This is a genomic window from Sinorhizobium sp. GQ132, from assembly GCF_059758575.1.
This window is the reverse complement of record NZ_JCAXDX010000015.1, coordinates 28,365-52,150: the sequence shown is the minus strand read 5'-3', so window position 1 is coordinate 52,150 and position 23,786 is coordinate 28,365. Positions and strand designations below refer to the sequence as shown.

The following is a 23,786-nucleotide window of genomic DNA, read 5'->3' as shown; positions in this document are numbered from 1 at the left end:
AAGGCAGCGGCTGAAAATTGGAGGGGCCGCGAAGGCCTTGAGGCGGCGCGCGCCCTCATGGCAGACTTGGCTATTTGATCAGACAAGCTTTCGCCTCGTGTGGCAGGGGAGAGGAGCAAAAGCGGGTTCGATGCCCGCTTTTGTTCCCGGTGCTGCGTTTAACGATCAAACCGAGTAACGGCGAAGTCGGCCCCGATTTCTCGGGGCCGCTCGCTTGGCTCGTCAGTCCGGATTGTTCCAGAGGATCACCTTCTTGCTCGGATCGCCGCCGGGTGCCTGTGCGAGGTTGCCGAAGATCACGCCGATCTCGGGAGCCTCCAGCTTCACTGAGAGGTATTCCTCGCCGGTCTGGCGGGCGACGCGGTTCCAGCCCGCGCCGATTTCGAAGCCGGTCTTGCGGTTGATGACGCGGTAATCGGGGGCTTCTTCGCTCGACTTGCTTGCGTTCGGGATGATGGCGATCGGGGCGTTGACCCGGATGGTGGCGAAGACGCCTTCGAGGATGCCGTCGGTCTTCTGCGTCAGGGTTGCGATCGTGGTGGCCATGGTTCTGTCTCCTTCGGTTGCTCGGGACCATTCCCGATGGCGCACGAAGAGACGGCCGACCTGCTGCGGTCAGCTCGGCCGAAATTTTTGCAAAATTCTATTTTCCGCCGAGAGAAAAAGAACCGAAATCGAATTTTTCAAAAATTTCGGACGAGTCTTACCCCTTTAGGGGTTGGCCGCAAAAGCAGGCGGTCGTCTATACGAGCGACACAAAACGGGAATGGTTCGGGGCAACTGAAGGACGCGACAAACCATTATGGCTGTCCGGTCCACGCCGCGGGAGATCGGCCGCGCATCCGTTGATACGTTGGTCCGCGTGCCGGTCAACGCCATGCCCTCGCCCTCTCTCAGCTACTGCAGGCGGGTGAGCACGTCGCTAACGATATTACCCCTTAAGTTGATCCGAGAGTTAGACGCGGCGAATGTATCGCCGCCTGCAGCCGGCGCGGCAACACCTGATGAAGCCGTTCGCGTGAGCGATATGTGATCGTCCCCCACTCCCCCCCGCGCCCGGCAATCTGCGCTGTTGGTGTTCTCCAGGCACATCGCGGCACGCGCCCCATCCGAGCGATCGGACCCGGCTTAGTAGCGGAACCAGGCCCGGCGGTGATCACGAGACAAAAGGAACCCAGCAAGTCGCGAACGGAATGCCATAAAGCGCGACATTCTGATCCTGGGAAACGAAATGCGCTCCCTCCGCCAAGGCCTGCCCCGACGATGCGGTTCGTGTCGGCCAAGGCCGTCAATGAGCAAGCCGCCGCCGTGTTGGCCAGCGTCCGGGAGCGTTTGATCCGCAACCGCACCCAACTCGCCAGTGCGATCCGCGGGTACACCGCTGATTCGGCATTTCCGTCGTCAAGGAGCTGGCGCACATTCCCCTGCTGCTTGAACGGATACAGTCCGACGAGACCGTGCCTGAGCTGGCGCGGGAAGTGTTCGCGAGCCAGGCGGCGGGATACGCCCAGGTGGAAGAAAAGATTGGAGACGTGGATGCCAGACTCATGGCATGGCAGCGAGCCGACGAACACAGCAAACGTCTCAATACTGTTGCGGACCGGCGCTGCTGCACTGAGTCGTCCGGGCGAGCTAGCCCGGATAGACTAAGCGCCAACCCCTCCCAACTCACGTAAAATCGGCGTGCTGGAATTTGAGGGGGATCATTCTAGTTAGACAGCGCTCCTTGAACGCTAAGTGCTTCGAGTACGGCGAGACGGAGTGGGCCCGTCGGCGAGCCCGGTTGCGCTAATGTCTTGCCGAGGTAGGCCATCGCCTTTTGTCGGTGCGGCCCAGATTTCTCAGATCGCCTCGACCGCTTTCTGCCGCGTCACTTTGGGCGTTTTCATGCGGTATGCGACCTCATGCGCCCGTTCTGAGACGAGCTCGCGGTCACGGCCTTTCTCCTTCGGATTATCTGCATGAGCCGCACGAGCTCATCGATGTCGTGTGCGTGCCAATGAAGATGGCACGAGCATAAGGGCGCTTGTCGTAGAGGCGGTGCGCTGACCGGCAGCAAGACCCTTATTGCTGGTCGGACCCGAGCACATCGAGGAGCCAGACGAGACCTACGTCCATGAGCGCCGACTTCGGCACGACCGCCTGGATGTTTGACGCGCCAAGATCCAGCGGCAGCTTTGCGGTGCCGACGGCAAAGCGCGCCGCATGCATCTCGACAAACCTCTTGGGCAGGACGCAGACGAGCTCAGTCTTGGTGAGGAGGTCGAGTGCCAGCAGGAAGTTCGGGACGGCCAGGGCCACGCGGCGGGAAAGGCCGCGGCTTGCGAGCAGTTCGTCAACGACGCCCGAGGGATCGCCTCGCGGTGCTACGAGCAGGTGCTGCATGCGGCAATAGTTTTCGAGCGTAGGTTTCTTCGAAAAGGGATGGCCGCTGCGCGCCGCGACCACGAACTCCTCCTCGTAAAGCCTTTGCGCGGCGAAGCGGGCGGGCAGTTCGTAGAAAGGCGCGATCGCTATATCGATCAGCCGCCCGTCGAGATCGGAAAACGCCGTCTCCATCTGCATGTGCCGCACGACGAGATCAATGCTTGGCGCCTTGCGGGCGATTTCGTCAAGCAGCGGCGGCAGGAACACCGAGAAGCCATCGGACGTGCCAATTGTGAATCGCCGGCGTGAGCGCGCCGGCTCGAAAGGTTCAGCGGTGGAGATGACGCTTCGCACCCGCGCGAGAATATCGCCGATCGGCGCCGCCAGTTCCCTGGCGCGCTCGGTCGGTACCACGCCCTTCGGGGTCTTCAGGAACAGCGGATCGTTGAGCAGCCGCCGCAAGCGGCCGAGACCGTGGCTGACGGCGGAAGCGGAAAGGTTCAGCCTTTCAGCGGCGCGGCCGACATTCCGCTCCTCAAGCACCGTCTCGAAGAGCACCAGCAGGTTAAGGTCCGCGCGCGAGAGATCAATCTCATTCAGCATAATGATGAAATCATATCACTTCATTCAGCATGAGCAAATGCCTAGTTTTTTCGAGGTCATGGAGGCCACACGGTCTTCCGACACCCAAACGGAGGAACAGATGAGCGATTTCATCGGGTACATAGAAGCCCTGGCGCTGCGCAGCTTGCAGCGCGCAGAGGCGCAATTCCGCGCGCCGGCGGCTGCCGATCCGGCCTTCAACACACGGCTGCGCCAGGCGCTTGCCGGGGAGGATGAGGCGGCGGCCGTCATCTCCTTCTGGCGGGAGGCGGGACCTGCGCGATGGTTTGCCAAGGAGCCCGAATTCGACCGCGCCTTTTGCGAGCGCTTCATCGCTGCCCATGAGGCTGCGGCGCGCGGCGCGCTTCTGAACTGGACAACTTCGCCGGAGAAGACGCTGGCGCTCCTTCTTCTCCTCGACCAGTTCCCGCGCAACGGCTTTCGCGGCACGGCTCGCATGTATCAGACCGACTCTCTGGCGCTCGGCATCGCACGCGCCGCGGTGAACGCAGGTTATGATCTCAGAGGGCCGGCCGACCTGCAGCTCTTCTTCTATCTTCCCTTTGGCCATTCGGAGGACCTCGTTGACCAGGAGCGATCGGTCGAGCTTGCCGGACGCCTCGGCGAACCGAGTCTTTCCCACGCCAAGGGTCACCGCGACATCATCCACCGCTTCGGCCGCTTTCCGCACCGGAACGGGATCCTAGCGCGGACGATGAAGGAGGAGGAGCAGCGATTTCTAAATGAGGGTGGCTTTGCGGGGTGAGGGACGCTCTGCGAGGAACGTCCCTGCGGTGGCAGATGGAGGTCACTTCCGGGGTAAAGGATCATGCCACCGTGATACAGGACGCCGTCGATGAATTCCCCGTCGGCCGTGAAGCCCGTGTCGTCCCAGAGTCGACGTAATTGCCGCGATTTCATGGCGCCCTCGATAGGCGCTTTCGCGCTTTCCGCCGCTTCGTTGTAGCGACCACCCGGCAGCAGCTCATACCGCACGTGGCCATCGGCCGCGACCCATGTGCCTACATAGGTTGGTCGTGTTGCCCCTGCGTAGATGCCTTCGAATTGTTGTCCACGTCGGCAAATGCCTTCGAGGCGATGACGAGCGGGACGATAGCGGCAACGAGTGCGAGGGTCCGGCAATAATTCATCGCGAGGGCTCGACAACCCGGCGCGCGCTGCGGCCTTGCTTAGATGCCCAGAATGCCAGTAACTACGCTGGAACCCTGGTCGCGCCGCCGATCACGCATTCATCCTCACGGAATGGATTTGTTGTGCATTTGTGGGTGATCAGCCGCCGCAACCGCTTTCGAGACAAGTTCTTGGACCAGCCATCGGTCTTCGCCTTTTGATACATAACTGCATTGTTTCGTGACGTACACATGCGAATCCACCTCCTGCTGTGTGCTGCCGCGCGCGACAATTCAGCCATCCGCAGGCTCCAAGGCCCCTGCCCTTTACAAAGGGGCAAAGAGCGTCCATCGGCGCTCACGGACCTTTAGATTGTACGGATATTCGTTTACCCTGAACTTCAACTGGGTGGCAGTGTCGATGCGCATCGCACGTCCTTCAGATCTGCATTTTGGTGGCAAGTTCAGCTTGACCCTCTGGCGAAATGTTGACGACGTATCGCGTATTTCGAACCTCAGCTGCTGGCCGTCTCCGCGACGTGGTTGATCACCTTGCCGCTGAGGGGAAAGCAGCAATTCCGCAGTGGCATTCAGGCAAGCGAATGGTGATGAATGAGGTGGGTTAGGGTACTTGCCGGCGTTGCAGTCGCGGCGGTGCTCGGTGCCGGGGCCGTGACCCTTCTTGGCATGCCTGCCGGCGTTTCGAGCGAGACGATTCAGCGATCGGTGACGAGAACACCCGACCTTTTGCAACGGGCCTGGTCGCTACCGGTCGCGTGGACCTTTCAACATCAAGTCGTCTGGCAGTCCAATGCCTCGCGATGTGGCCCGGCGAGTATCGCCAATACATTTCGTTCGATCGGCGAAGAAGAAACGACGGAAGCGGCTGTGCTCGATGATACCGGATATTGCTGGACAGGCTTCTGTGTCATCGGACTGACGTTGGACGAACTCGCGGAGCTTACACGTTTAAAGACCAGACGCAGCGTGACGGTGCTCCGCGACCTGACCGCAGACGAGTTTCGGGAACACATGAAGCGGTCAAACGATCCAAGTCGTCGCTACATCATCAACTTCAATCGAGAAGGCATTTTCGCCGCCGGCAGTGGCCATCACTCACCGATTGGAGGGTATCTCGAAGAAGAAGACATGGTTTTCGTTCTGGACGTCAATGAACGATACAAGCCTTGGCTTGTCGAACGCGAACGCCTATTCAAAGCCATGGACACGTTTGATGGCGACCGCAAGCGCGGTCTGCTTTTGATCCAGTAGTGTCAGCCAGAAGCCCGGCGAACGTCTGTGCACAGAGCGGAACATCGCAGAAATCGCGGCTACGCCCGCGCAGGAACGGCCTCCATGACGCTTTGCGCTGTCTTTCGAACGCAAAAGATCGACCCTAAGACGAGGCCGAAGAGATCAGGCGGCTGAAGAAGGAGTTGGCTCGCGTCACCATCCAAGTGCGAAGCTTGACGCACACTCCGTGTCGAGATTTGCCCCCGGTGCATTGGTCAGCGCGAAACCTGCGCTACGGTCAGATGCTTAGGCAGAGGTATTTAATCTCCAAATAGTCATCAATGCCATACTTGGAGCCCTCGCGGCCCTGGCCGGACTGCTTGATGCCGCCGAAGGGGGCCGCCTCGGTGGAGATCAGGCCGGTGTTGATGCCGACCATGCCGTATTCCAGCGCCTCCGCTACGCGGAAGATCTTGCTCATATCCTTCGAGTAGAAGTAGGACGCCAGGCCAAACTCGGTATTGCTGGCCGCTTCAATGACCTCCTCCTCTGTCTCGAATTTGAAGAGCGGCGCAACAGGTCCAAAAGTTTCCTCGCGAGCGATCTTCATGTCGATGGTGACACCCGTCAGCACGGTTGGCTCGAAAAACAGACCGCCTCGGGCATTGCCGCCGAGAACCACTTCCGCGCCCTTTGCCACCGCGTCGCCTATATGTTCCTCGACCTTGGCGAGCGCCTTTTCCGAGATCAGTGGACCGGCGTCGATTCCCGGCTCAAACCCGTCGCCGATCTTCATCTCCCGCACCTTGGCCGCGAGCTTCGTGGCAAAGGCGTCATAGACCCCGGCCTGCACGAACAGCCGATTGGCGCAGACGCAGGTCTGGCCGTTATTGCGGTACTTGGAGATCATGGCCCCTTCGACCGCCGCGTCGAGATCGGCGTCATCGAAGACGATAAAGGGGGCATTGCCGCCGAGTTCCAGACCCAGCTTCATGATCTGGTCGGCGCCCTGGCGCATCAGGATCTTGCCGACATTGGTGGAACCGGTGAAGGTCAGCTTGCGCACCTTGTCGTTCGCACACATTTCCTGGCCAACACTGGCCGAGTCGGTCGACAGGACGACGTTGAAGAGTCCCGCCGGCAGGCCGGCGCGCTCCGACAAGACCGCGATCGCCAGCGCCGAAAGCGGCGTTTCCGCCGCCGGCTTTGAGACCATGGCGCAACCGGCTGCGAGCGCCGGCGACATCTTGCGGGCGAGCATCGCGTTCGGAAAATTCCATGGAGTGATCGCGGCAACGACCCCGACCGGTTGCTTGATCACGATGATGCGCTTGTCTGGCTGGTGTCCCGGAATGGTGTCGCCATAGACGCGCTTTGCTTCCTCGCCGAACCATTCGACGTAGGACGCCCCGTAAAGGATTTCGCCCCTCGCCTCCGCGAGCGGCTTGCCCATTTCCATGGTCAAGATGGTAGCAAGGTCGTCGGCATTGGCAACCATCAGGTCGTAGAGGTTGCGCAGCACCGCGGCGCGTTCCTTGCCGGTCTTTTTCGCCCATGCCTTTTGCGCTGCGTGCGCCGCATCGATGGCATGCGCGGTTTCGGCCCGGCCCATGTCGGGCAATGTCGCGATAGCCTCGCCTGTCGCTGGATTGGTGACGTCGAATGTCTTGCCGCTGTCGCTTCTCGCGAGCCACTCGGCGCCCACCAGCCCCTTGTCAACGGCAAGGCTGGTATCCTTCAGTTTGACGAGCAGGGTTTCCGAAATCGTCATTCGCAGGCCTCCTGGCGCAAACGTGCGCGTCTTGCTCCCGAAGAGCCAGATTTGTGTCGTCCCGATGCCGCGTCGGCTACCGTCATTGACCGAAGACGTGCGCCGATCCGGCATCGAACCTCAACCAAACGGCATCGCCGCGAGCGAGGCCCGAGATCGCCTCGTGACCGAACGGAAGGCGGACAGACAGATCGTTGCCCTTGTTGGTCTTTGTTGCGACGTGCACGTTGTTGCCGAGGAAGGTGATATCGCTAACCGTGGCGGGCAACCCGGTGTCCGATCGCGTTTTAGACAGGAGCAGGCGTTCCGGCCTCAGCATGAGGGAGGCTTTGCCTCCGGAGGAGGCAGTTCCATGCAGGGGAACGTTGGCGACTCTCATTGTGTCACAGATAGCGACCTCTGCCCGGCCGTTCGCCGTGGAGACCACATTGCAGGGCAGGAAATCGCTGTCTCCGATGAACTCGGCGACGAACCGCGTGGCGGGATTGGCGTAGAGCTCCGGCCCGGTACCGATCTGGTCGATCACGCCCTTCGAAAAAACGGCGATCCGATCGGAAAGGCGAAGCGCTTCCTCCTGGTCGTGCGTAACGTAGAGGATGGTCACTTCCGTCTGCTGGTGAATCCGGCGGATCTCGTGCTGGATCTCCTCGCGTAGCTTCTTGTCGAGTGCCGAGAGCGGCTCGTCCATCAACAACACAGGTGGGTCATATGCGAGTGCGCGCGCCAATGCGACCCGCTGCTGCTGCCCACCGGACATCTGCGCGGGCTTGCGGTCCTCGAAGCCTTCGAGCCGCACGAGCTTCAGCATCTCGCGCACCTTGGCGTCGATCTCCGCCTTCGGCAGGCGGCGGACCTTCAGCGGAAAGGCGATGTTCTCGCCGACGGACAAGTGGGGGAACAGCGTATAACGCTGGAATACCATTCCGATGTTGCGCTTGTGAGAGGGCGTCGATAGCAGAGTCTGCCCGTTGAGAAGGATGTCGCCGCGCGTCGGGTTCTCAAAGCCGGCGAGAATATAGAGCGTGGTGCTCTTGCCCGATCCCGAGGGGCCGAGAAATGTCAGGAACTCGCCCTGCGCGACATCGAGATTGACGTCTTGCACGGCGGTCACCGGCCCGTACTCTTTGCGAATACCCCGGATTTGCAGAAAAGGTTTGCTCATGATTTCAGTCCTTTGCGAACGAGAGCGACGAGCACCATCAAAAGCACGGTCAAGAGAATGAGAAGTGTGGAAGCCGCGGCAACGACCGGTGTCAGATCCTGCCGCAGCGTCGCCCAAATTTTCACGGGGAGCGTCTGGAGCGTCGGGCTCGACATGAAGATTGCAACGACCACTTCGTCCCAGGAGGTGAGGAAGGAGAAGATCGCTGCAGAGAAGATGCCGTGGCTGATGGCCGGCAGCGTCACCCGGAGCTTGGCTTCGAGCGGAGACGCGCCGCACAACACGGCGGCATCCTCGATCGATTTGTCGAAGCCTTCGAGCGCATTGGTGATCGACAGGATCGAGAAGGGAAGCGCCAGCACCAGATGGGAGATGACGAAGCCAGTTAGGGTCCCGTTGAGTCCGATCTGCAGGAAAAATGCGTAGAGCGCGACCGCAAGTACCACGACCGGCAAGATCATCGGCGTCAGGAACAGCGCCTTCAAGGCTTCTCGGAGCGGGAAACGCCCGCGGGTTAGGCCGAACGAGGTCACGAGCCCTAGCAGAACCGAGAGGACAGTGACAATGATTGCGATCTGGAAGCTCGTCCAGGCGGACTCGAGCCAACGCGGATCGGCGAGAAGCTCCTGATACCATTTGAGCGTCCAGCCGGGCGGCGGAAAGATCAGCCATTGCGACGATCCGAAGGACAGCGCCGCGATGAACAGGATCGGCAGAAGCAGAAATGCCGTAGTCAGCAGCGTGATGCCGAGGAGAACGAGCTTCCACCAGCCGAGGCGATCGAAGTTCAAAAGCATCTCAGCGCCCTCCCATCCGATCGGTGCCGAAGAAGCGGAGCTGGACGGCATAAAGTGCGAGCGTGACGACCAGCAGCACAAGGGCTGCGGCACCACCCATGCCCCAATTGACGAGAGACTGGACGAACTGCGCAATGAGTTCGGCGAGCATCATGTTCGCGGTACCGCCGAGCAGCGCCGGCGTGACGAAGTAGCCGAGCGACATGACGAAGACCATGAGCGCGCCCGCCGCCATGCCCGGCATCGCCAGCGGCAAGAGCACGCGGACGAGTGATTGCCAGCGGTTGGCGCCACAAAGTGCGGCCGCCTGCAGGATGGCCGGGTCGATCTTCCGAATAACGCCATAGAGCGGCAGGATGATGAAGGGCAGCATGATGTAGGTCATGCCGATCGTCACACCGGTCAGATTGTTGACGAGCGGCAGCGGCTTGTCGATGAGCCCCATCCCGATCAGCAGCTTGTTGATGACACCGGTGCGCTGCAGTAGCACCATCCAGGCATAGGTGCGTGCCAGCAGATTGGTCCACATGGACAGGAGCAGAATGGCGAAGACGATCGAAGCGACGCGGCTGGGCATGATGGCGAGCGCCCAAGCGACCGGAAAACCGATCAGCAGTGAGACAAACGTCACCAGGCCGGATACGATGAAGGTGTTTACAAATATGCGCAAATAGGTCGAAGAGCCCAGCAGTTCGGCGTAGTTGCCGAGGCCCGGCATTGGTTCCGTGACGCTGCGCATCAGCAGGATGGCGACCGGCAGCACGAAGAACAGGATCAGCAGGCCGAGCGCCGGCAAAGTCAGATGAAAGTCGCTCGGCCGCCGGGCGCGTACGGGCGCAAACGCTCTCCCGCTCTCGGTTTCGGTCTGCGTAACCATCGTCGTCTTTCCTCCCATTAAGAGGGCAATGCGCCGTCACGGGACAGCACGCAGCCCTCTGACCGCCGGAGCACCGGAAGAACGCCACAGCCGTCCTCCCAGTGGTTCCCGGTGGTTATTTCGCCTGCCAGGCGTACCAGCGCTCACCAATCGCGTCGCGGTTTTCTGCCCAGTAGTTCATGTCTGCGTTAACCTGGCTCGCCGTCTGCGCGTCCGGCAGCGTTTTGGCCACTTCCGGGTCCATCATTTTTGGGGAATCCAGATTGATGGGCGCGTAGCCGGTTAAACTGGCGAGTTCAGCTTGAGCTTCGGCCGATGTGGCAAGCGCGATGAACTGCATTGCCGCTTCCTTATTCTTCGCACCCTTGGGTACGACGAGTGAATCGGCGGCGGTGATGTTCTGCTCCCAGGAGGTTTCGGCATTGATGCCACTCTGGGCAAGCGCTGTCATGCGACCGTTCCAGAGGCTGCCGAAGGGTGCCTCAGCAGACGCAAGGAGTTGTTGCGACTGCGCGCCGCCGGACCACCAGATGATGTCGCCCTTGATAGTGTCGAGCTTCTTGAAGGCGCGGTCGAGATCAAGCGGATAGAGCTTGTCGGCCGGCACGCCGTCCGCGAGAAGCGCCGCTTCGATGACGCCAGGCGCCGACCACTTGTAGAAGGTGCGCTTGCCGGGGAACTTTTCCGTATCAAAAAGGTCCGCCCACGTCTTTGGGCAGGCATCGACCACGTCCTTGTTGCAACCAATGACGAAGGAATAATAGAAGCTGCCGACCGAGTAGTCGGTGACGAAACGCGGGTCGAGTTTCGATTTGTCGATAACTGAGAAGTCGAGCTTTTCGAGCAGACCTTTCTTGCCGGCCTGCGCGGCGTAGTCGCCTTCGACGTCGACTACGTCCCAGGTGACGGCATTCGCCTCGACCATGGCCTTGAGCTTGCCGTAGTCGGTCGGCCCGTCCTGCAGCACGTTGATGCCGGTCTTCTCCGCGAACTTGTCAGCCCAGGCAGCCTTCTGCGCGTCCTGTGTCGTGCCGCCCCAGCTTGAAAAAACGAGATCGGCGGCGGATGCCGGCGCGGATGTTGCCATGGCGGCGGCGACGATCGTTAAAGCGAATATCCTCTTCATGTTCCCTTGCTCCGTTGTTCCCGGTTTTACTTGATTGGTTATTCTGGTGATGCGCCGCCGGTGGGCGAAAAGCGCGTAGCCTTCATGATCTTGTTCTCCGCGACTTCGATGAGGTCGCGTATCTTCGGAAGGAACGTCCGCCAGTCCGGGTCGTCCATCAGCGCCGCGCGACGCTTCTCCCGGTCGTCGAGGCTCGAATAGGCCCAGATATGGACGATCTCGTTGATCGGCCCGATCTCGGAGAAGAAGTAGGCGACGAGTTCGCCGAGATGCTTCTTCTGGATGGCGATCCCTTCCTCCTCCACCACCTGCAGGTAGGCGGGGATCGCGCCATTCTTCAGCCGATAGGTGCGGATCTCGTAGAACATCGCCGTCACCGCATCACGAAGGGATCCGGGATCGGATCATCCGAGGTCCTCAGCCACACGGTCTTGGTCCGAGTGTAGTCGAGCACCGCCGCCATGCCACCCTCGCGGCCGTGGCCGGAAAGCCCGAAACCGCCGAAAGGCGCGATCGGCGAGACCGCCCGATAGGTGTTGACCCAGACGACCCCGGCGCGGATGCTTTTCATCAGCCGGTGCGCACGCGTGAGATCCCGTGTGAACAGCCCGGCCGCAAGGCCGTAACGGGTGTCGTTGGCGATCGCCAGTGCCTCTTCTTCGGTCTCGAAGGAGGCGACTGAAAGGACCGGCCCGAAGAATTCCTCCTCCAGCGCGGGCGAGCGGCCGCCGTCGCAGTCGAGAATGGTCGGCCGGTAGTAGAAACCGTCGCCTTCGGGAGCGCTGGCTCCAGTCACCACTTTGGCGCCGGTGGCGAGCGAGCGGGCGATCAGGGCCTCAATGTGCGCGCGCTGGCGCCGGGTTGCCAACGGCCCGACTTCCGTCGCCATGTCGAGCGGGCTGCCGAGGCGCACCGCCTCGGCCTTCGCCTTGAGAATCTCCAGGAAGCGGTCCTTGAGGGTTCGCTCGACGACGAGGCGGGAGCCGGCGACGCAGCTCTGGCCGGTCGCCGCGAAGATGCCGGCGACCTGCGCGTTTGCCGCACTTTCGAGATCGGCGTCGGCAAAGACGACGAAGGGAGACTTGCCGCCGAGCTCCAGCGAGGTCGAGGCGAGGTTCTCCGCCGAACTGCGCACCACATGACGCGCGGTCTCGGGCCCGCCGGTAAAGGCGATATGGTCGACCTTGGGATGACTGCTGAGGGCCGCCCCACAGGGCGGGCCGAAGCCGGTGATGATATTGACGACGCCGGCCGGAAAGCCGGCCTCATGAACCAGCCGGGCGAATTCGAGCAGCGGCGCCGGCCCGTCTTCCGACGCCTTCACCACCATGGTGCAGCCGGCCGCAAGCGCCGGGCCGATCTTCACCGCCGAAAGGAAAAGCTGGCTGTTCCACGGCACGACCATGGCGACGACGCCGATCGGTTCGCGGCGAAGCCACACATCCATGTCCGGCTTGTCGATCGGCAGATAGGATCCTTCGATCTTGTCGGCGATCCCGGCGTAATAGCGGTAATAGTCGGCGACATAGGCGATCTGTGCCGAGGTTTCGCGGATGATCTTGCCCGTGTCGCGCGTCTCGAGTTCCGCCAGTTTCTGGGCATTCGCGGCCACCAGATCGGCGAGCTTGTACAGCAGCTTGCCTCGCTGCGTCGCGGTCAGCCTCGGCCATGCTCCGCCATAGAGGGCATTGTGCGCCGCTCCAACGGCGCGATCGACATCGGCTTCGCGCGCCTCCGGCATCTCCGCCCAGGCACGGCCCGTCGCCGGGTCGATGCTTTCGAACCGGACTTCGCCGTCCGCGAATTCACCGTTGATGTAACACTGGAAGCGCTGCATGTGCCCTACTCCGCAAATGCCGGCATGACCTCGGCGATGAAGCGTTCAAGCGACGCCTTCTTGCGCTCGAAGGTCATGCCCGTGTCGATCCAGAAGGAATATTCGTCATAACCCATCGCCTCGTAGCTCTTGATGCGAGCGATGACCTCGTCGGCTGCACCAACGACGTTGTTGCGTCGCATCGCCTCGGCCGAGAGCATGGCGTTGGCGGCAATCTCCTCATCCGGAATCCGCTCGATGAGGCCTTGTGTGATCGGCCTCTCGTTCTTGAACCAGGCGAAGAAGTAGTTGTAGTAGACGCTCATCTCATGCGCGGCCTGTGCGATGTCCACCTCGTCGGAGCCGACATAGGTGTGGCGCAGCAGCATGATCTTCGGCCGCTCGACCTCAGGGCTTTTCGCGCAGGCGTCGTTGAACCGTCCTATCAGGCTCCGCACCTCGTCGTCGTCTTGCCAGAGCGGCGTCACCTGCACATTGCAGCCGTTCGCGACGGCAAATTCGTGCGAGTTCGGATCGCGCGCAGCAACCCATATCGGCGGATGGGGTTTCTGCAACGGCTTCGGCGACGAGGTCGTGGCAGGAAACTTGAAGAACTCGCCATTGTGGCTGTAGTCACCCGCCCAAATCCCCTTCACCGCCGGAATGAGCTCGCGCATGCGCTGCCCGGCGCTCCAGGCATCGAGGCCCGGCAACAGCCGCTCGTATTCAAAGGAATAGGCGCCGCGGGCAATCCCGATGTCGAGCCGGCCATCGCAGATCAGGTCCGTCATCGCGGCTTCGCCCGCGAGCTTGATCGGATGCCAGAACGGGGCGATCACCGTGCCGGTTCCAAGCCGCGCGGTTCTGGTGCGGCGGGCAAGGTCGGCAATCGTGACGAAGGGATTGGGCGCAATGGTAAACTCCATTCCGTGATGTTCACCGGTCCAGATCGCGTGCATGCCGCCTTGGTCGGCGATCTCGCAAAGCGCGACGAATTCTTCGTACAGCGTCTTGTGGTCCTGGGAGGCATCCAGGCGCTCCATGTGAACGAAAAGCGAGAATTTCATGAGCGCGCGTCCTTCTTCGCGATCGGGTGAACCGTGCCGCCGGTCTCGTCGCCGAAATACATACCGAAATTGCCGATGGAGCTTTCGAGCACGAAACGATTGATGATGTCGGCGGTCGCGGTGCTGCTGAATTTCGCCTGGGCGGCGTCCTCCGGCCTCAGGAACCGGCCTCTTTGGGGGGCACCGTCGCTGGCCAGTGCGTGATAGACGATGTGCTGCCGTCCATCGCTCTTGTCTTCATAGACCGAATAGAGAAAGCCGATGGTGACGTTCAGTCCGGTCAATTGCTCGAGATGCGCCGCCAGGGTCCGGGCGGGGTCATCGCCTTCGACGGTGCAACTCGGGATCGACAGCGTTTCATCGCCCACGAGATATACTGAGCCCTGCTGCTCGAGCACTGCGCCGAGACGAATTTCGCCCCCGACGGCCGCGGAAACGGCCTTGCCCGCCAGCCTAGGCGTGAAATAGCCGCCGCGGGCATAGCCGAGGCCATTTAGCCCGCTGTTCTCGAAGGCCGTTACGCGCCCAACCATTATCACATGATCGCCAGCCTCGATGAGGTCCTGCTTCGAACACTCGAACCAGGCCGCGACCTGGGAAAGGATCGGGCAACCATTCGGCCGTTTCCTCCAGTCGACGGACGCGAACCGATCCTCCACCGGCCGGGCGAAGGTGTTGGAGATGTCTTTTTGTGTTTCGGACAGGACGTTGACGGCGAAACGCTCCGCTCCGGTCATCGTCTCATAATTGCGCGAGGTCTTGGCAATACACACGAGCAGCAGGGGCGGATCCAACGAGACGGACGTAAAGGAATTGGCGGTAAAACCGATTGGCTGGCCCGCCGGATTGTTCGCCGTCACCACGGTCACTCCGGTCGCAAAGGCGCCAAAGGCGTCGCGCAAGGCTCTTGGATCTTCCACACTCATGCCGGCTCCTCCCGGTAATTCAGCCACTCCGCCATCAGCGCATTGACACTTTCCGGCGCGGTCAGATTGACCATATGTCTGTGACCATCGACGACGCGAGCCCATCCGTTCGGCGTCAGCGACGCCATCTGCTCAGCCATTTCCGGCGTCGAATTCGGGTCTCCCGAACCCGTGAGGAAAAGGGCGGGGCAAGTGACGGAAGGCCAGCAATCGGCATAGGCCTCGTCGCCGTTTGCAAAGGCGGTATAGGCGATCGCGTAGCCTTCCGGATCGACCGCCTCTAACCACACGCGGGTCAATTCCCGTGCTCGCTGGCTCTGCGGATCATCGCCGAACCATCGCAGCAACGGTCCCGCCGTGTCCACGCCGCTTGTTCGGATCGCCGCTGCGCGGGCCAGAACGGCCGCCTTTGCCGCGGGATCGCGGCGGTAAACGCCGTTGAGATAAGCGACACGCGTGACGCGGTTGGCGAAGGTTGCCGCCGCGCCGCCGGAAATCAGCGCACCCATCGAGTGCCCCGCGAGATTCGCACGGTCAATACCGATATCGTCCAGAAAGCGGCCGAACCAGTCGACGAAGTCGCGCACCGTGCTGCCCGCCGCGATTTTCTCGCTCCCGCCATGCCCGGGCATGTCCACCGCGATGACGCGATGGGTCTTGGCGAAGGCTTCGATCTGCGGCGCCCAGGCCTCGAGGCGCATGCCGACGCCGTGAATGAGGATCAACGGCTCGCCCTCACCGGCTTCGAGGTAGGCGGCTCCGCGCACAGTCATCTTGCGCGGCAGCGCAGTGCCGCCCTCCCCGGACGTATTTGATGTGACCGTCTGCATCGAAGTGCCTGCCGTTTACACGCCGGCCGGATTGGCGGCGTCCTGGTCGAGGTCCTTCAGATCCTGATAGCGGTCGCCTATCCGATGGTGCGGGCGTCCGCCAACCGATGCGCCAAGAGCCACGACGATTTCATCGGCGGCCGGCGCATCAGGCATCGCCGTCTGAATCGTCAGGTAGTGAGAACGGCGACCCTCATCGTTCTTGTCCATCAGTGGGATCATGACGGTGGCGTTGGCGGGGCCGCGCGTATTGCAGAAGGCGAGGTACGACTTGGCGCCGACCGCTTGGCGATAGTGATTGCCGAAGCGCAGCGTATGGATGAGTGCCGAGGCATGCTCGATCTCACCGTCAAGCCCCACAACGGCGGCCTTGCCGTAGCCTTCGACCGCTTCGCCTGAGCCGACGGCGTCGATAATCATTCTGGTCAGGAGCTCCCCAAGCACAGGTGCTGCCGCATGGATCTCCGGCTTGAGGTCCTCCACGAAGCCCCGCCCCGCCCACGGATTTTTCACCACCGCCAGCGCCGAAAACAGCTTCAACGGCTGCGGGGTGGCCTTGCCTCCTTCGATCAAGGTCGTTTCGATCTGGAGCAGCGTTTTGCGGATCTGAACGGGCATTGGAAATCCTTCCCAACCATATCTATTACGTCTTATGGTATACCATAATATTGCAGTGTCAAGCGTCCCTTGAAGCCGAGCCAGAAACGTCGGGAGCAACGGATGGGCATTGAAGAAAATCGCCTTGCGTCGGCGACTGGCGGGAGAGAAGCCAACCTCCTGTCGCGGTGCGGGTGCGCGAGGCCTGTCAGACGTACCCAGGGCCGAACGCCACACTGGTCGCGCCGGCCGCTGCCTAGGCGTCCGATGTGTGTGGGGCGCTATTGCAGGAAAAGGAGGTGCGCGGGCTCAATTACAATGCCGTCGCCTTGGCAGAAGCGATCGGTGACCAGCTCCCGGATAACCGGAGTGGGCCAGGTCGACAGCATCGTCTCGGGAAGGCAGGGCCATTCTGCCTTCCACCGTGACTATTCACTCGCCCGTCTGCTGAGCGGCGATGAGCGTTTCGGCGATGGCAGCGGCGCGGGCGACATGGTCAAGGGCGGCTCTGCAGGCCGCTTCGCCGTCGCCCCTTCTGATCGCATCGACGATTTTTTCCATTTGCGCAGGTCCTTCGACGTCGCGATTGTTGGTCTTGATCGTCATGGAGCGCAGATGGTTGATCCGGACGGTCAGAAGATTCACGACGCCCCAGGCGACGTGCCGATCAACCCGGGTGAACAATGTTTGATAGAAAGCGGAAGTCTGGTTGAGAACGCCATGCATGTCCTTGGCGGCATAGCTCTCGCGGATGCCCTTCAACGACGCTTGGAGAGCCTCCGCGATGGCCGGGTCGCGTCGTTCCGCGCACAGCCGCGCAGCCATTCCTTCGAGGGCACCACGGATTTCATAAATCTGCTTTGCCTCATCCAAGTCGAGGAGCGCGACGATCGGTCCCTTGTTCGGTAAGCTCGCTACGAGCCCCTCGGATTCGAGATGGCGTAGCACCTCACGGACGACCGTGCGGCTCACGCCCAGTTGACCGCAGAGATCACGCTCGACGAGGCGTTCGCCAGGTTTGAAATAGCCGTCTACAATTGCATCCCGAACCTTTTCGAGTGCTAGTTCCCTCAATGTCTTGGCCGGACGCTCTACTCGGATGTCGGTCTCCCGCAAATCAGCGTTCATCATTCTACCTCAATATCGGTTCGTCTGCCGACGCTAATGATATTACGGTGTACCATATTACTCGTATGCCTAAATTCTTCAATGGCGATCAACCGAGCGATATCTCCAGCCGCCTGCGCGTAAGATCTGGAGCGGCCACCCGGCTCCGAGATCACTTCAACGACGGGACTAAGCGCGTGAGGAGAACACGGGCAGCAAACATTCGCATTAGTTTGCGCCCCGGTGATCTGGCCAGTGCGCAACATCAGGGAAGGCCAAGAAACGCCAAGGCACTAAGCGACCATTTAGAGCTCTGATCGCGCCGCTTCTGTTGGGGTTGACGGCCCCGAACGGCATCGAATGTGCCAACGCCTGCCCTGCCCTATCGATTGAGAGGATGAGGGTTCCTGCCACTCGCCACGGACATTAGCGGCGGTCGAACTGACTTGTGGGACAATAACCGGCGACTGTCGCGGACAGCAATTCAGAGATTAAATATCGAGGTTGTGAAATGGGCGACTTGGCGTCACAAGATGAACTACTCACCTGTAGAATTTGCGGCCGAGACTTCAATGCTCGTAGCTATCAGAGGTCAGCCAAAGGCGAGACGGCGGGCCCATTCAGGGCCGTGCCGTCGACCGCGAAATGCGAGCCGTGGCAAGGACAGTCCCAGCAACGTTCAAGGGAATTCCAATGCACGTGGCAGCCAATATGCGTGCAGGACGCGGATCGTTTGTATAACGTCCCGTCCTCGGCGCGGAAGGCGGCAACCTTGGTCAAGCCCTCGCGGACGATGGCACCCTGTCCTGGCTGGAGCTTATCGACGGAGTCGACCTCGCCAGGCGCAACATACTCTGCGAAATTCTTAACCGCCGTTGCGTTCTCCACGAGATAGTCCACAATCGCTCCTGTGGTTTTGCGAGACGGCTCGTAAAGGTCCCGCCACGGACTGCTGCCTTTAAGGATCAGGTCCCGGATCAATAGCGAAGCGACAACTCCATGCGTCATGCCTTCGCCGGAGTCGCCGGTGATCACAAACACACGCTCGCTCCCCGGATTGCGGCCAAGGAAACCAGTGTAGTCGATGGCTTCCATTACTTGGCCGGACCAGCGATGGGTTTCAGCGCCGAGATTGGGCACCAGGCGCTTGATCCAGGCCGTCAAAGCGGCGAACCGCCGTTCAGCATCGTCAGCCGCACCCGTTTTGTGGTCCTCGCCGCCTACCAGGAGAAAGTCGCTCGCGCCCTCACCGGGTTGCAGGCGGACATAGTGATACGGATCTTCCATGTCCCAGTAGAGCCCATCCGGAACGGCTCCGCGGTCGATTTCGAACGACATCGCGTAGGTCCGATATGGCGCTTGTTTGGTGTGGATGGCGACACGGTCATTGATCGGCGAATTAGTTGCGACAACGGCCCATCTTCCGGTGACGCTGAGCCCAGAGCTCGTTGACACGCGGACGCCGTCTTCGGCTTCCTCGACCTTTTCGACAACTGTATCACAGTATAACCTGCCGCCACGCGCGCAAATGCTGGTAGCCAGCCCACGTAGATACTTGAGCGGATGGAACGTCGCCTGACGGCCATAGCGGAGGGCTGGCGCCGCTGAAAACTCAACAAACGGCAAACCAACGATTTTTTCTACCGCGACCCCGATTTGGAGCGCTGCGTCGAGCTCGCGCTCGAGACTGGCATCCTCCGCTCCGGATGACGGAAATAAAAAGCCGTCGACACGTCTGAAGTCGCAGGCTATGCCCTCGCTCTCCTGGATCGCTTCGATACGGTCAATTGCGGCTGACTGGCTTTGATAAAACTGCCTGGCCACCTCGCGCCCCCGCAGCTCGATCAGCTGGGAGAAATAGTCATCGCATATCGATGAAAGGTGAGCGGTTGTCCGCGCGGTCATCCCGCTGCCGATTTCGCCGCGATCGATAACAGCGACTTTCTGCCCACACATGGCGAACTCGTAGGCTACCGACAAACCGGCAATTCCGGCGCCGATGACGATGACGTCGGCCTGATCGTTTTCCATGAGTGGAACCGCGTCAGGCGCAGCCTTGACCGTCGCCCACAGCGAGACGGTTCTTTCGTCGCTTACGTTCATGACGGGCCTTTCGGAAACGAGCATTGGCTAAATTTAAAACGAGCGCAAAAGTTCCGCGGAGACGCTGCCCAGCCGGCTTCCTCTCTGGTTCCGCAATTATCGGCGAGGCGGGATCAAGGTGCCGCTTGGCCTTTAATTGGGGTCTTCCTCACTTTGTCTGGTGGCGATTTTGGTCGAGTGGCAGAGCTGGCCCTGAGCAGCTCCGGGCCAGCTCTGCCATACATCGCACGCTTGATTGTCTTCAGGCGGTTGATTTGGCCCTCCGCTTGGCCGTTGCTCCACGGCAGTTCGATGGCGTTGTAGACGGCGTCAAGCTCGCGGTGCAGGAAAGGTCTCGCAGACCACGTTTTATCATCAGCTCGAAGCGCAGCACCTCTCTTCACCCACCACAGATGCAGCGCAAGCTGAATACCCCATTTAAGACTAGTCCTATGACGAAGCATCAGATTGAGGTGATCACGTCGGTCGAGCGGCGTCGGCGCTGGTCTCGCGAGGAGAAGGAACGGCTCGTCGCCGCGACAGTCATGCCAGAGGCGCGAGTTTCCGAGATCGCGCGAACGGCCGGTATCCATGTGAGCCAGCTTTTTCGCTGGCGCAAGGAACTCTGTCAGATATCCGGGCCGTCCGTCCCGCAGCTCATTCCGGTAGAGATCGTCGAGCCGCCTTCGTCGCCAGCGGAGCCGCCGGTCTCCCGACCGCGCAAAAGGGCAAGTATCGTCACGATCGAGCTTGGCCGAGGCCGTCGCCTGCGGGTCGAGAGTGACGTCGACCCCGAAGCGCTCGGTCGGATTTCTGATGTGCTGGAGCGGCGATGATCCCGGTCCCGAGCGGTGTGAAGGTCTGGTTGGCGAGCGGCTATACGGACATCCGGAGAGGCTTTCCCAGCCTGTCCTAATGGTACAGGAGACCTTGAAGCGCGATCCGATATTATGTGCCGGGCGAGATTATGTGGCGGATCCGTCCCTGCGCCAGCCGAGGGCCGTCTAATCTGGAATTCTCCGCCACATAATATTTCGTGCCTCTTGGGATGGGTGCGGGATCCCCCCGCGCCGCTATTCGGAGGGACAATATGCTCGAGTTCTATTTCTCGTATCGTGGGGTGCTCAAGCGCCTGCGTAGTGGTGCGCTTGGTGGCGAGATGGATCGCCTCGCGGAGCATTTTTTCGCGCTCGGTTATAAGCGGGCGTCCGCCAAGATTTACCTGAGCCGGATTGCGCGTTTTAGCCAGTTTGCCTTGACGCGCTGTGGTCCGATGCCAATCCATCAAGATGTCATCGACAGCTATTTGGGCGCGTTTACTACTGATACTCCGCGCATTGGGGCAGTATCGGCTCTGGCACATGCACGGCGAGTGGCTCCGGAGCGGTTCATTATTTCCGTTTCAAGTGAAGAGGATGATCCGGATGCTCCGCTTCTGGCCTCCTTTTCGGACTATCTGCGCAGGGTACGGGGCCTGGAGTCGAAGACCCGCGAAGGCGTTCTTCTGGGCGGCCGCCGCTTTCTGGATTGGTTCCGCCATCGCCACCCCGGCCAAAGTCTTGAGGCGTTGACAGCTGAGCACGTGCTTGCTGCTGTCGAGCATCGGCTGTCGCTATCGGCGACCTCCGGCACCCGCACGGCAGCGACTTCTCACATTCGAACATTTCTTCGGTTCTTATGTTGGGCTGGCCACCATCACCAAGATCTCGCCCGCATCGTCCCGAGAACGCCGTATTGGCGTTTGGCGCATCTGCCGCCGCGCCTTGCATGGGGTGACGTTCGGCGCGCAATCGATGCGATCGGCCCAACGACGCCGGTCGCTATCCGCGATCGAGCCGTCCTGCTGCTGCTCGCCACCACGGGCATTCGCAACGGCGAGTTACGTGCCATTCGGCTGCAGGATATCGACTGGCGTACTGGCGAGGTTTTTATCCGGCGTACCAAGGGCAAGCGTGATCGGGTGGTGCCACTCCTCGAGGAGACCGGCGCGGCGCTCGTCGACTACATCCTGCGCGCTCGACCGAAGGTGGACAGTCCGTATCTGTTCCTGTCGTTCACGCCGCCGGTGGGAGCGTTCAAGTCTGCGGCGCCTGTTTCAAGGATCGTGAGGAAGCGGTTGCGGCATGGCGGGGTCGAACTCGGGCGGGTCGCCGGTGCACATCTCCTGCGCCACAGCCTCGCCACCCAGCTTGTCGGGCAGCGAAGGCCAATCAACGAGGTCGCCGATCTTCTTGGTCACCGGAGCATCAACACAACGGCGCTGTACGTGAAGGTTGCGGCCTCGCAGCTCGCCGAGGTCGCACTCCCCTTTCCGGGAGGCGCTGCATGACCGCCTTTGCCCGTTTCCTCGGCGAGAAGGTCGAGCGTTACATCGAACTGCGCCACTCACTCGGCTACTCTTTCAGCAAACAAGCCGGTACGTTGCGCGCTTTCGTCCGCTACGTTGAACGCACTCAATTCGATGCGCCCGCCACCCGGACGATGGCGCTGGACTTCGTCCTGTCGTTCGGCGGCGCCGCCAACAGCCGCGCTACTCGTCACGGCGTGCTCCGCCGCTTCTACGAGTATCTCGCCGTCTATGACGCCCAAACCGAAGCCTTGGAGCGCAGAGCCTTTCCTAGATCCAGGGCGATTCCACCTCCACGTATCCTCAGCGAGGCAGAGTTGGCGTCGCTCATCGACGCATGCACCCGCATTTCGCCAGGCATCCCCCTCAGGGGGCGGACGATGGCGACGCTGATCGGATTGTTGGCAAGTTCGGGACTGCGATCGGGCGAAGTGGTCAGGCTTGATCGTTCCGACGTCGATCTGACCAACGGGGTTCTTCTCATTCGGAAGACGAAGTTCCGCAAGGACCGTCTCGTTCCAGTTCACACGACGACCCAAACAGCGCTTCGCCGCTATGCCCGTGAGCGCGATGCCGCTTTTCCCAGTCTCAAGGACCAGGCCTTCTTCCTCAGCTCTCGTGGCAACCGCCTCTCGGCGACTGGCTTGCAAAGCGGATTTGCTCAGGTCCGCAAGTTCGCCGGCCTTGATGACGGCAAGCCGTTGCGGCCGCACGATCTTAGGCACCGGTTTGCCGTGACCCGCATGAGCCTTTGGCATCAACAACGCGCCAACGTCCAGGCGCTACTCCCGGTGCTCGCCACCTATCTCGGCCACGCCAACTACAGTGACACCGCCTACTACCTCACTGGCTCGGTGGAGCTTCTCGCCATGGCGGCGGAGCGCGCCTTCCTCGATGGAGGCGCAGCATGAGTGAACACTTACTCCTGGCGCCGCTCTTGGAGTCCTACTTTCGCCGGCGCCTGACCAAGCAACGCAACGCGACTCCCGCGACCATGGCCAGCTATCGCGACGCCTTGCGCATGCTCATCCTCTTTGCCGCCACCCGGCTGCGGAAGAAGCCGGCGGCGTTGGTGCTCGAGGAGCTCGATCGAGACCTCATTCTCGCCTTTCTCGACGAACTCGAGGAGAAGCGGAACAACACCATCGCCACGCGCAACGCCCGCCTAGCGGCGATCCGATCGTTCTTCCACCATGTCGCAGCCGCCGATCCGGCGTCCTTCGGTGTCGCCCAACGCGTGCTGTCGATTCCCATAAAACGGGCGCACATCGAGGTGACGCATCACCTCATCAAGGCCGAAGTGGACGCCCTCATTGAGGCGCCTAATCCAAGGACGCCCCGCGGTCGGCGTGACCGTACGTTTCTACTGTTCCTGGCACGGACCGGCGCGCGGGTCTCCGAAGCTACCGGCGTCAACGCAAACGACCTTCAGTTGGAACGGTCGCACCCGCAAGTGCTGCTGCGCGGCAAAGGGCGCAGAGACCGCGTCATCCCCATCCCTCAGGATCTGGCGCGAGCACTGACAGCCTTGTTGGCCGAACACGGAATCGCGAACCACGAGCCGCGACCGATATTCGTCGGCGCCCGCAACGAGCGCCTGACGCGCTTCGGAGCAACCCACATCGTGCGGCGAGCGGTGGCCCAGGCCGTGACCATCAGGCCCGCCTTGGCCCAAAAGCCTATATCGCCGCACATCTTCCGACACTCACTGGCCATGAAGCTCCTCCAGTCGGGCGTTGACCTTCTGACGATCCAAGCCTGGCTCGGGCACGCACAGGTCGCTACAACCCATCGCTATGCCGCCGCCGATGTCGAGATGATGCGTAAAGGTCTCGAGAAGGCTGGAGTCGCCGGCGATCTTGGCGTCCGCTTCCGACCAAATGACGCCGTGCTGCAACTACTGAACAGCATCTGAGTATTATGTGGCGGAGAATTCCAGATTAGACGG

22 protein-coding genes and 2 pseudogenes are annotated in these 23,786 nt (G+C 61.2%); 6 read left to right on the top strand and 18 right to left on the bottom strand.

Annotation, left to right across the window (positions count from 1 at the left end; genetic code table 11):
* Positions 1-222: 222 nt before the first annotated feature.
* The 4 genes and pseudogenes from AC6CIG_RS26130 to AC6CIG_RS26115 form a co-directional block, all read right to left on the bottom strand.
* Positions 223-546: a DUF736 domain-containing protein gene (locus AC6CIG_RS26130; protein WP_498324087.1), complete on the bottom strand. Its 324-nt coding sequence runs from the start codon at positions 544-546 to the stop codon at positions 223-225.
* A gap of 610 nt (positions 547-1,156) precedes the next feature.
* Positions 1,157-1,255 (bottom strand): annotated as a pseudogene (locus AC6CIG_RS26125) (type II toxin-antitoxin system VapC family toxin); the annotation flags it as partial.
* Between the two features lie 546 nt (positions 1,256-1,801).
* Positions 1,802-1,961: pseudogene (locus tag AC6CIG_RS26120) on the bottom strand (DUF3606 domain-containing protein); the annotation flags it as partial.
* A 103-nt stretch (positions 1,962-2,064) separates the two neighbouring features.
* Positions 2,065-2,970 carry a LysR family transcriptional regulator gene (locus AC6CIG_RS26115; RefSeq protein ID WP_018097214.1) on the bottom strand — a complete coding sequence of 302 codons (906 nt, stop codon included), beginning with the start codon at positions 2,968-2,970 and terminating at the stop codon, positions 2,065-2,067.
* Between the two features lie 100 nt (positions 2,971-3,070).
* On the opposite strand from AC6CIG_RS26115, the gene AC6CIG_RS26110 reads away from it, so the two are divergent.
* The gene (locus AC6CIG_RS26110) at positions 3,071-3,736 is read left to right on the top strand and encodes a DUF924 family protein (protein ID WP_018097215.1); all 666 of its coding nucleotides are present in this window, start codon (positions 3,071-3,073) and stop codon (positions 3,734-3,736) included.
* On the opposite strand, the gene AC6CIG_RS26105 is transcribed toward AC6CIG_RS26110, so the two are convergent.
* On the bottom strand, positions 3,622-4,113 hold the full coding sequence (locus AC6CIG_RS26105; RefSeq protein ID WP_437408713.1) for an Atu4866 domain-containing protein: 492 nt from the start codon (positions 4,111-4,113) through the stop codon (positions 3,622-3,624). The genes AC6CIG_RS26110 and AC6CIG_RS26105 overlap by 115 nt on opposite strands.
* A gap of 599 nt (positions 4,114-4,712) precedes the next feature.
* Between AC6CIG_RS26105 and AC6CIG_RS26100 the strand changes: the two genes are divergently transcribed.
* A complete protein-coding gene (locus tag AC6CIG_RS26100; protein WP_018097216.1) occupies positions 4,713-5,372 on the top strand; it encodes a phytochelatin synthase family protein in 660 nt (219 codons plus the stop codon).
* 259 nt (positions 5,373-5,631) lie between these two features.
* On the opposite strand, the gene AC6CIG_RS26095 is transcribed toward AC6CIG_RS26100, so the two are convergent.
* The 13 genes from AC6CIG_RS26095 to AC6CIG_RS26035 form a co-directional block, all read right to left on the bottom strand.
* Complete coding sequence (locus AC6CIG_RS26095; RefSeq protein WP_018097217.1) at positions 5,632-7,104, bottom strand: NAD-dependent succinate-semialdehyde dehydrogenase; 1,473 nt, start codon at positions 7,102-7,104, stop codon at positions 5,632-5,634.
* 82 nt (positions 7,105-7,186) lie between these two features.
* A complete protein-coding gene (locus AC6CIG_RS26090) occupies positions 7,187-8,266 on the bottom strand; it encodes an ABC transporter ATP-binding protein (RefSeq protein ID WP_018097218.1) in 1,080 nt (359 codons plus the stop codon).
* The gene (locus AC6CIG_RS26085) at positions 8,263-9,063 is read right to left on the bottom strand and encodes an ABC transporter permease (RefSeq protein ID WP_102762286.1); all 801 of its coding nucleotides are present in this window, start codon (positions 9,061-9,063) and stop codon (positions 8,263-8,265) included. Before AC6CIG_RS26085 ends, AC6CIG_RS26090 begins: the two co-directional genes overlap by 4 nt.
* A 1-nt stretch (position 9,064) precedes the next feature.
* Positions 9,065-9,940, bottom strand: coding sequence for an ABC transporter permease (locus AC6CIG_RS26080; protein ID WP_437408712.1), 876 nt, complete (start codon positions 9,938-9,940; stop codon positions 9,065-9,067).
* A 115-nt stretch (positions 9,941-10,055) separates the two neighbouring features.
* Positions 10,056-11,066, bottom strand: a complete 1,011-nt coding sequence (locus AC6CIG_RS26075; RefSeq protein ID WP_411926782.1) for a polyamine ABC transporter substrate-binding protein — start codon at positions 11,064-11,066, stop codon at positions 10,056-10,058.
* A 38-nt stretch (positions 11,067-11,104) separates the two neighbouring features.
* Complete coding sequence (locus AC6CIG_RS26070) at positions 11,105-11,434, bottom strand: NIPSNAP family protein (RefSeq protein WP_411922594.1); 330 nt, start codon at positions 11,432-11,434, stop codon at positions 11,105-11,107.
* Positions 11,435-11,439: 5 nt separating this feature from the next.
* Positions 11,440-12,903, bottom strand: a complete 1,464-nt coding sequence (locus AC6CIG_RS26065; protein WP_498324086.1) for an aldehyde dehydrogenase — start codon at positions 12,901-12,903, stop codon at positions 11,440-11,442.
* Between the two features lie 5 nt (positions 12,904-12,908).
* Positions 12,909-13,949: an LLM class flavin-dependent oxidoreductase gene (locus AC6CIG_RS26060; protein ID WP_102764164.1), complete on the bottom strand. Its 1,041-nt coding sequence runs from the start codon at positions 13,947-13,949 to the stop codon at positions 12,909-12,911.
* Positions 13,946-14,875 (bottom strand): flavin reductase family protein, encoded by a 930-nt coding sequence (locus tag AC6CIG_RS26055; RefSeq protein WP_498324085.1) that lies wholly within the window; start codon positions 14,873-14,875, stop codon positions 13,946-13,948. Before AC6CIG_RS26055 ends, AC6CIG_RS26060 begins: the two co-directional genes overlap by 4 nt.
* Positions 14,872-15,705 carry an alpha/beta fold hydrolase gene (locus tag AC6CIG_RS26050; protein ID WP_498324084.1) on the bottom strand — a complete coding sequence of 278 codons (834 nt, stop codon included), beginning with the start codon at positions 15,703-15,705 and terminating at the stop codon, positions 14,872-14,874. Before AC6CIG_RS26050 ends, AC6CIG_RS26055 begins: the two co-directional genes overlap by 4 nt.
* Before the next feature lie 15 nt (positions 15,706-15,720).
* Positions 15,721-16,323 (bottom strand): amino acid synthesis family protein, encoded by a 603-nt coding sequence (locus AC6CIG_RS26045; RefSeq protein WP_498324083.1) that lies wholly within the window; start codon positions 16,321-16,323, stop codon positions 15,721-15,723.
* Positions 16,324-16,734: 411 nt separating this feature from the next.
* On the bottom strand, positions 16,735-17,430 hold the full coding sequence (locus AC6CIG_RS26040) for a GntR family transcriptional regulator (RefSeq protein ID WP_026168832.1): 696 nt from the start codon (positions 17,428-17,430) through the stop codon (positions 16,735-16,737).
* A 564-nt stretch (positions 17,431-17,994) separates the two neighbouring features.
* Positions 17,995-19,512: an FAD-dependent oxidoreductase gene (locus tag AC6CIG_RS26035; protein ID WP_437416817.1), complete on the bottom strand. Its 1,518-nt coding sequence runs from the start codon at positions 19,510-19,512 to the stop codon at positions 17,995-17,997.
* Between the two features lie 431 nt (positions 19,513-19,943).
* Here AC6CIG_RS26035 and tnpA point away from each other — a divergent pair, with 431 nt between their 5' ends.
* From tnpA to AC6CIG_RS26015, 4 genes are all read left to right on the top strand, one after another.
* The gene (gene tnpA / locus AC6CIG_RS26030) at positions 19,944-20,327 is read left to right on the top strand and encodes an IS66-like element accessory protein TnpA (protein WP_498324082.1); all 384 of its coding nucleotides are present in this window, start codon (positions 19,944-19,946) and stop codon (positions 20,325-20,327) included.
* Positions 20,328-20,581: 254 nt separating this feature from the next.
* Positions 20,582-21,820, top strand: a complete 1,239-nt coding sequence (locus AC6CIG_RS26025) for a site-specific integrase (RefSeq protein WP_498324081.1) — start codon at positions 20,582-20,584, stop codon at positions 21,818-21,820.
* Positions 21,817-22,749 (top strand): tyrosine-type recombinase/integrase, encoded by a 933-nt coding sequence (locus AC6CIG_RS26020; RefSeq protein WP_498324080.1) that lies wholly within the window; start codon positions 21,817-21,819, stop codon positions 22,747-22,749. The genes AC6CIG_RS26025 and AC6CIG_RS26020 overlap by 4 nt, the downstream gene beginning before the upstream one ends.
* Positions 22,746-23,753 (top strand): tyrosine-type recombinase/integrase, encoded by a 1,008-nt coding sequence (locus AC6CIG_RS26015; RefSeq protein WP_498324079.1) that lies wholly within the window; start codon positions 22,746-22,748, stop codon positions 23,751-23,753. The genes AC6CIG_RS26020 and AC6CIG_RS26015 overlap by 4 nt, the downstream gene beginning before the upstream one ends.
* Positions 23,754-23,786: the final 33 nt, after the last annotated feature.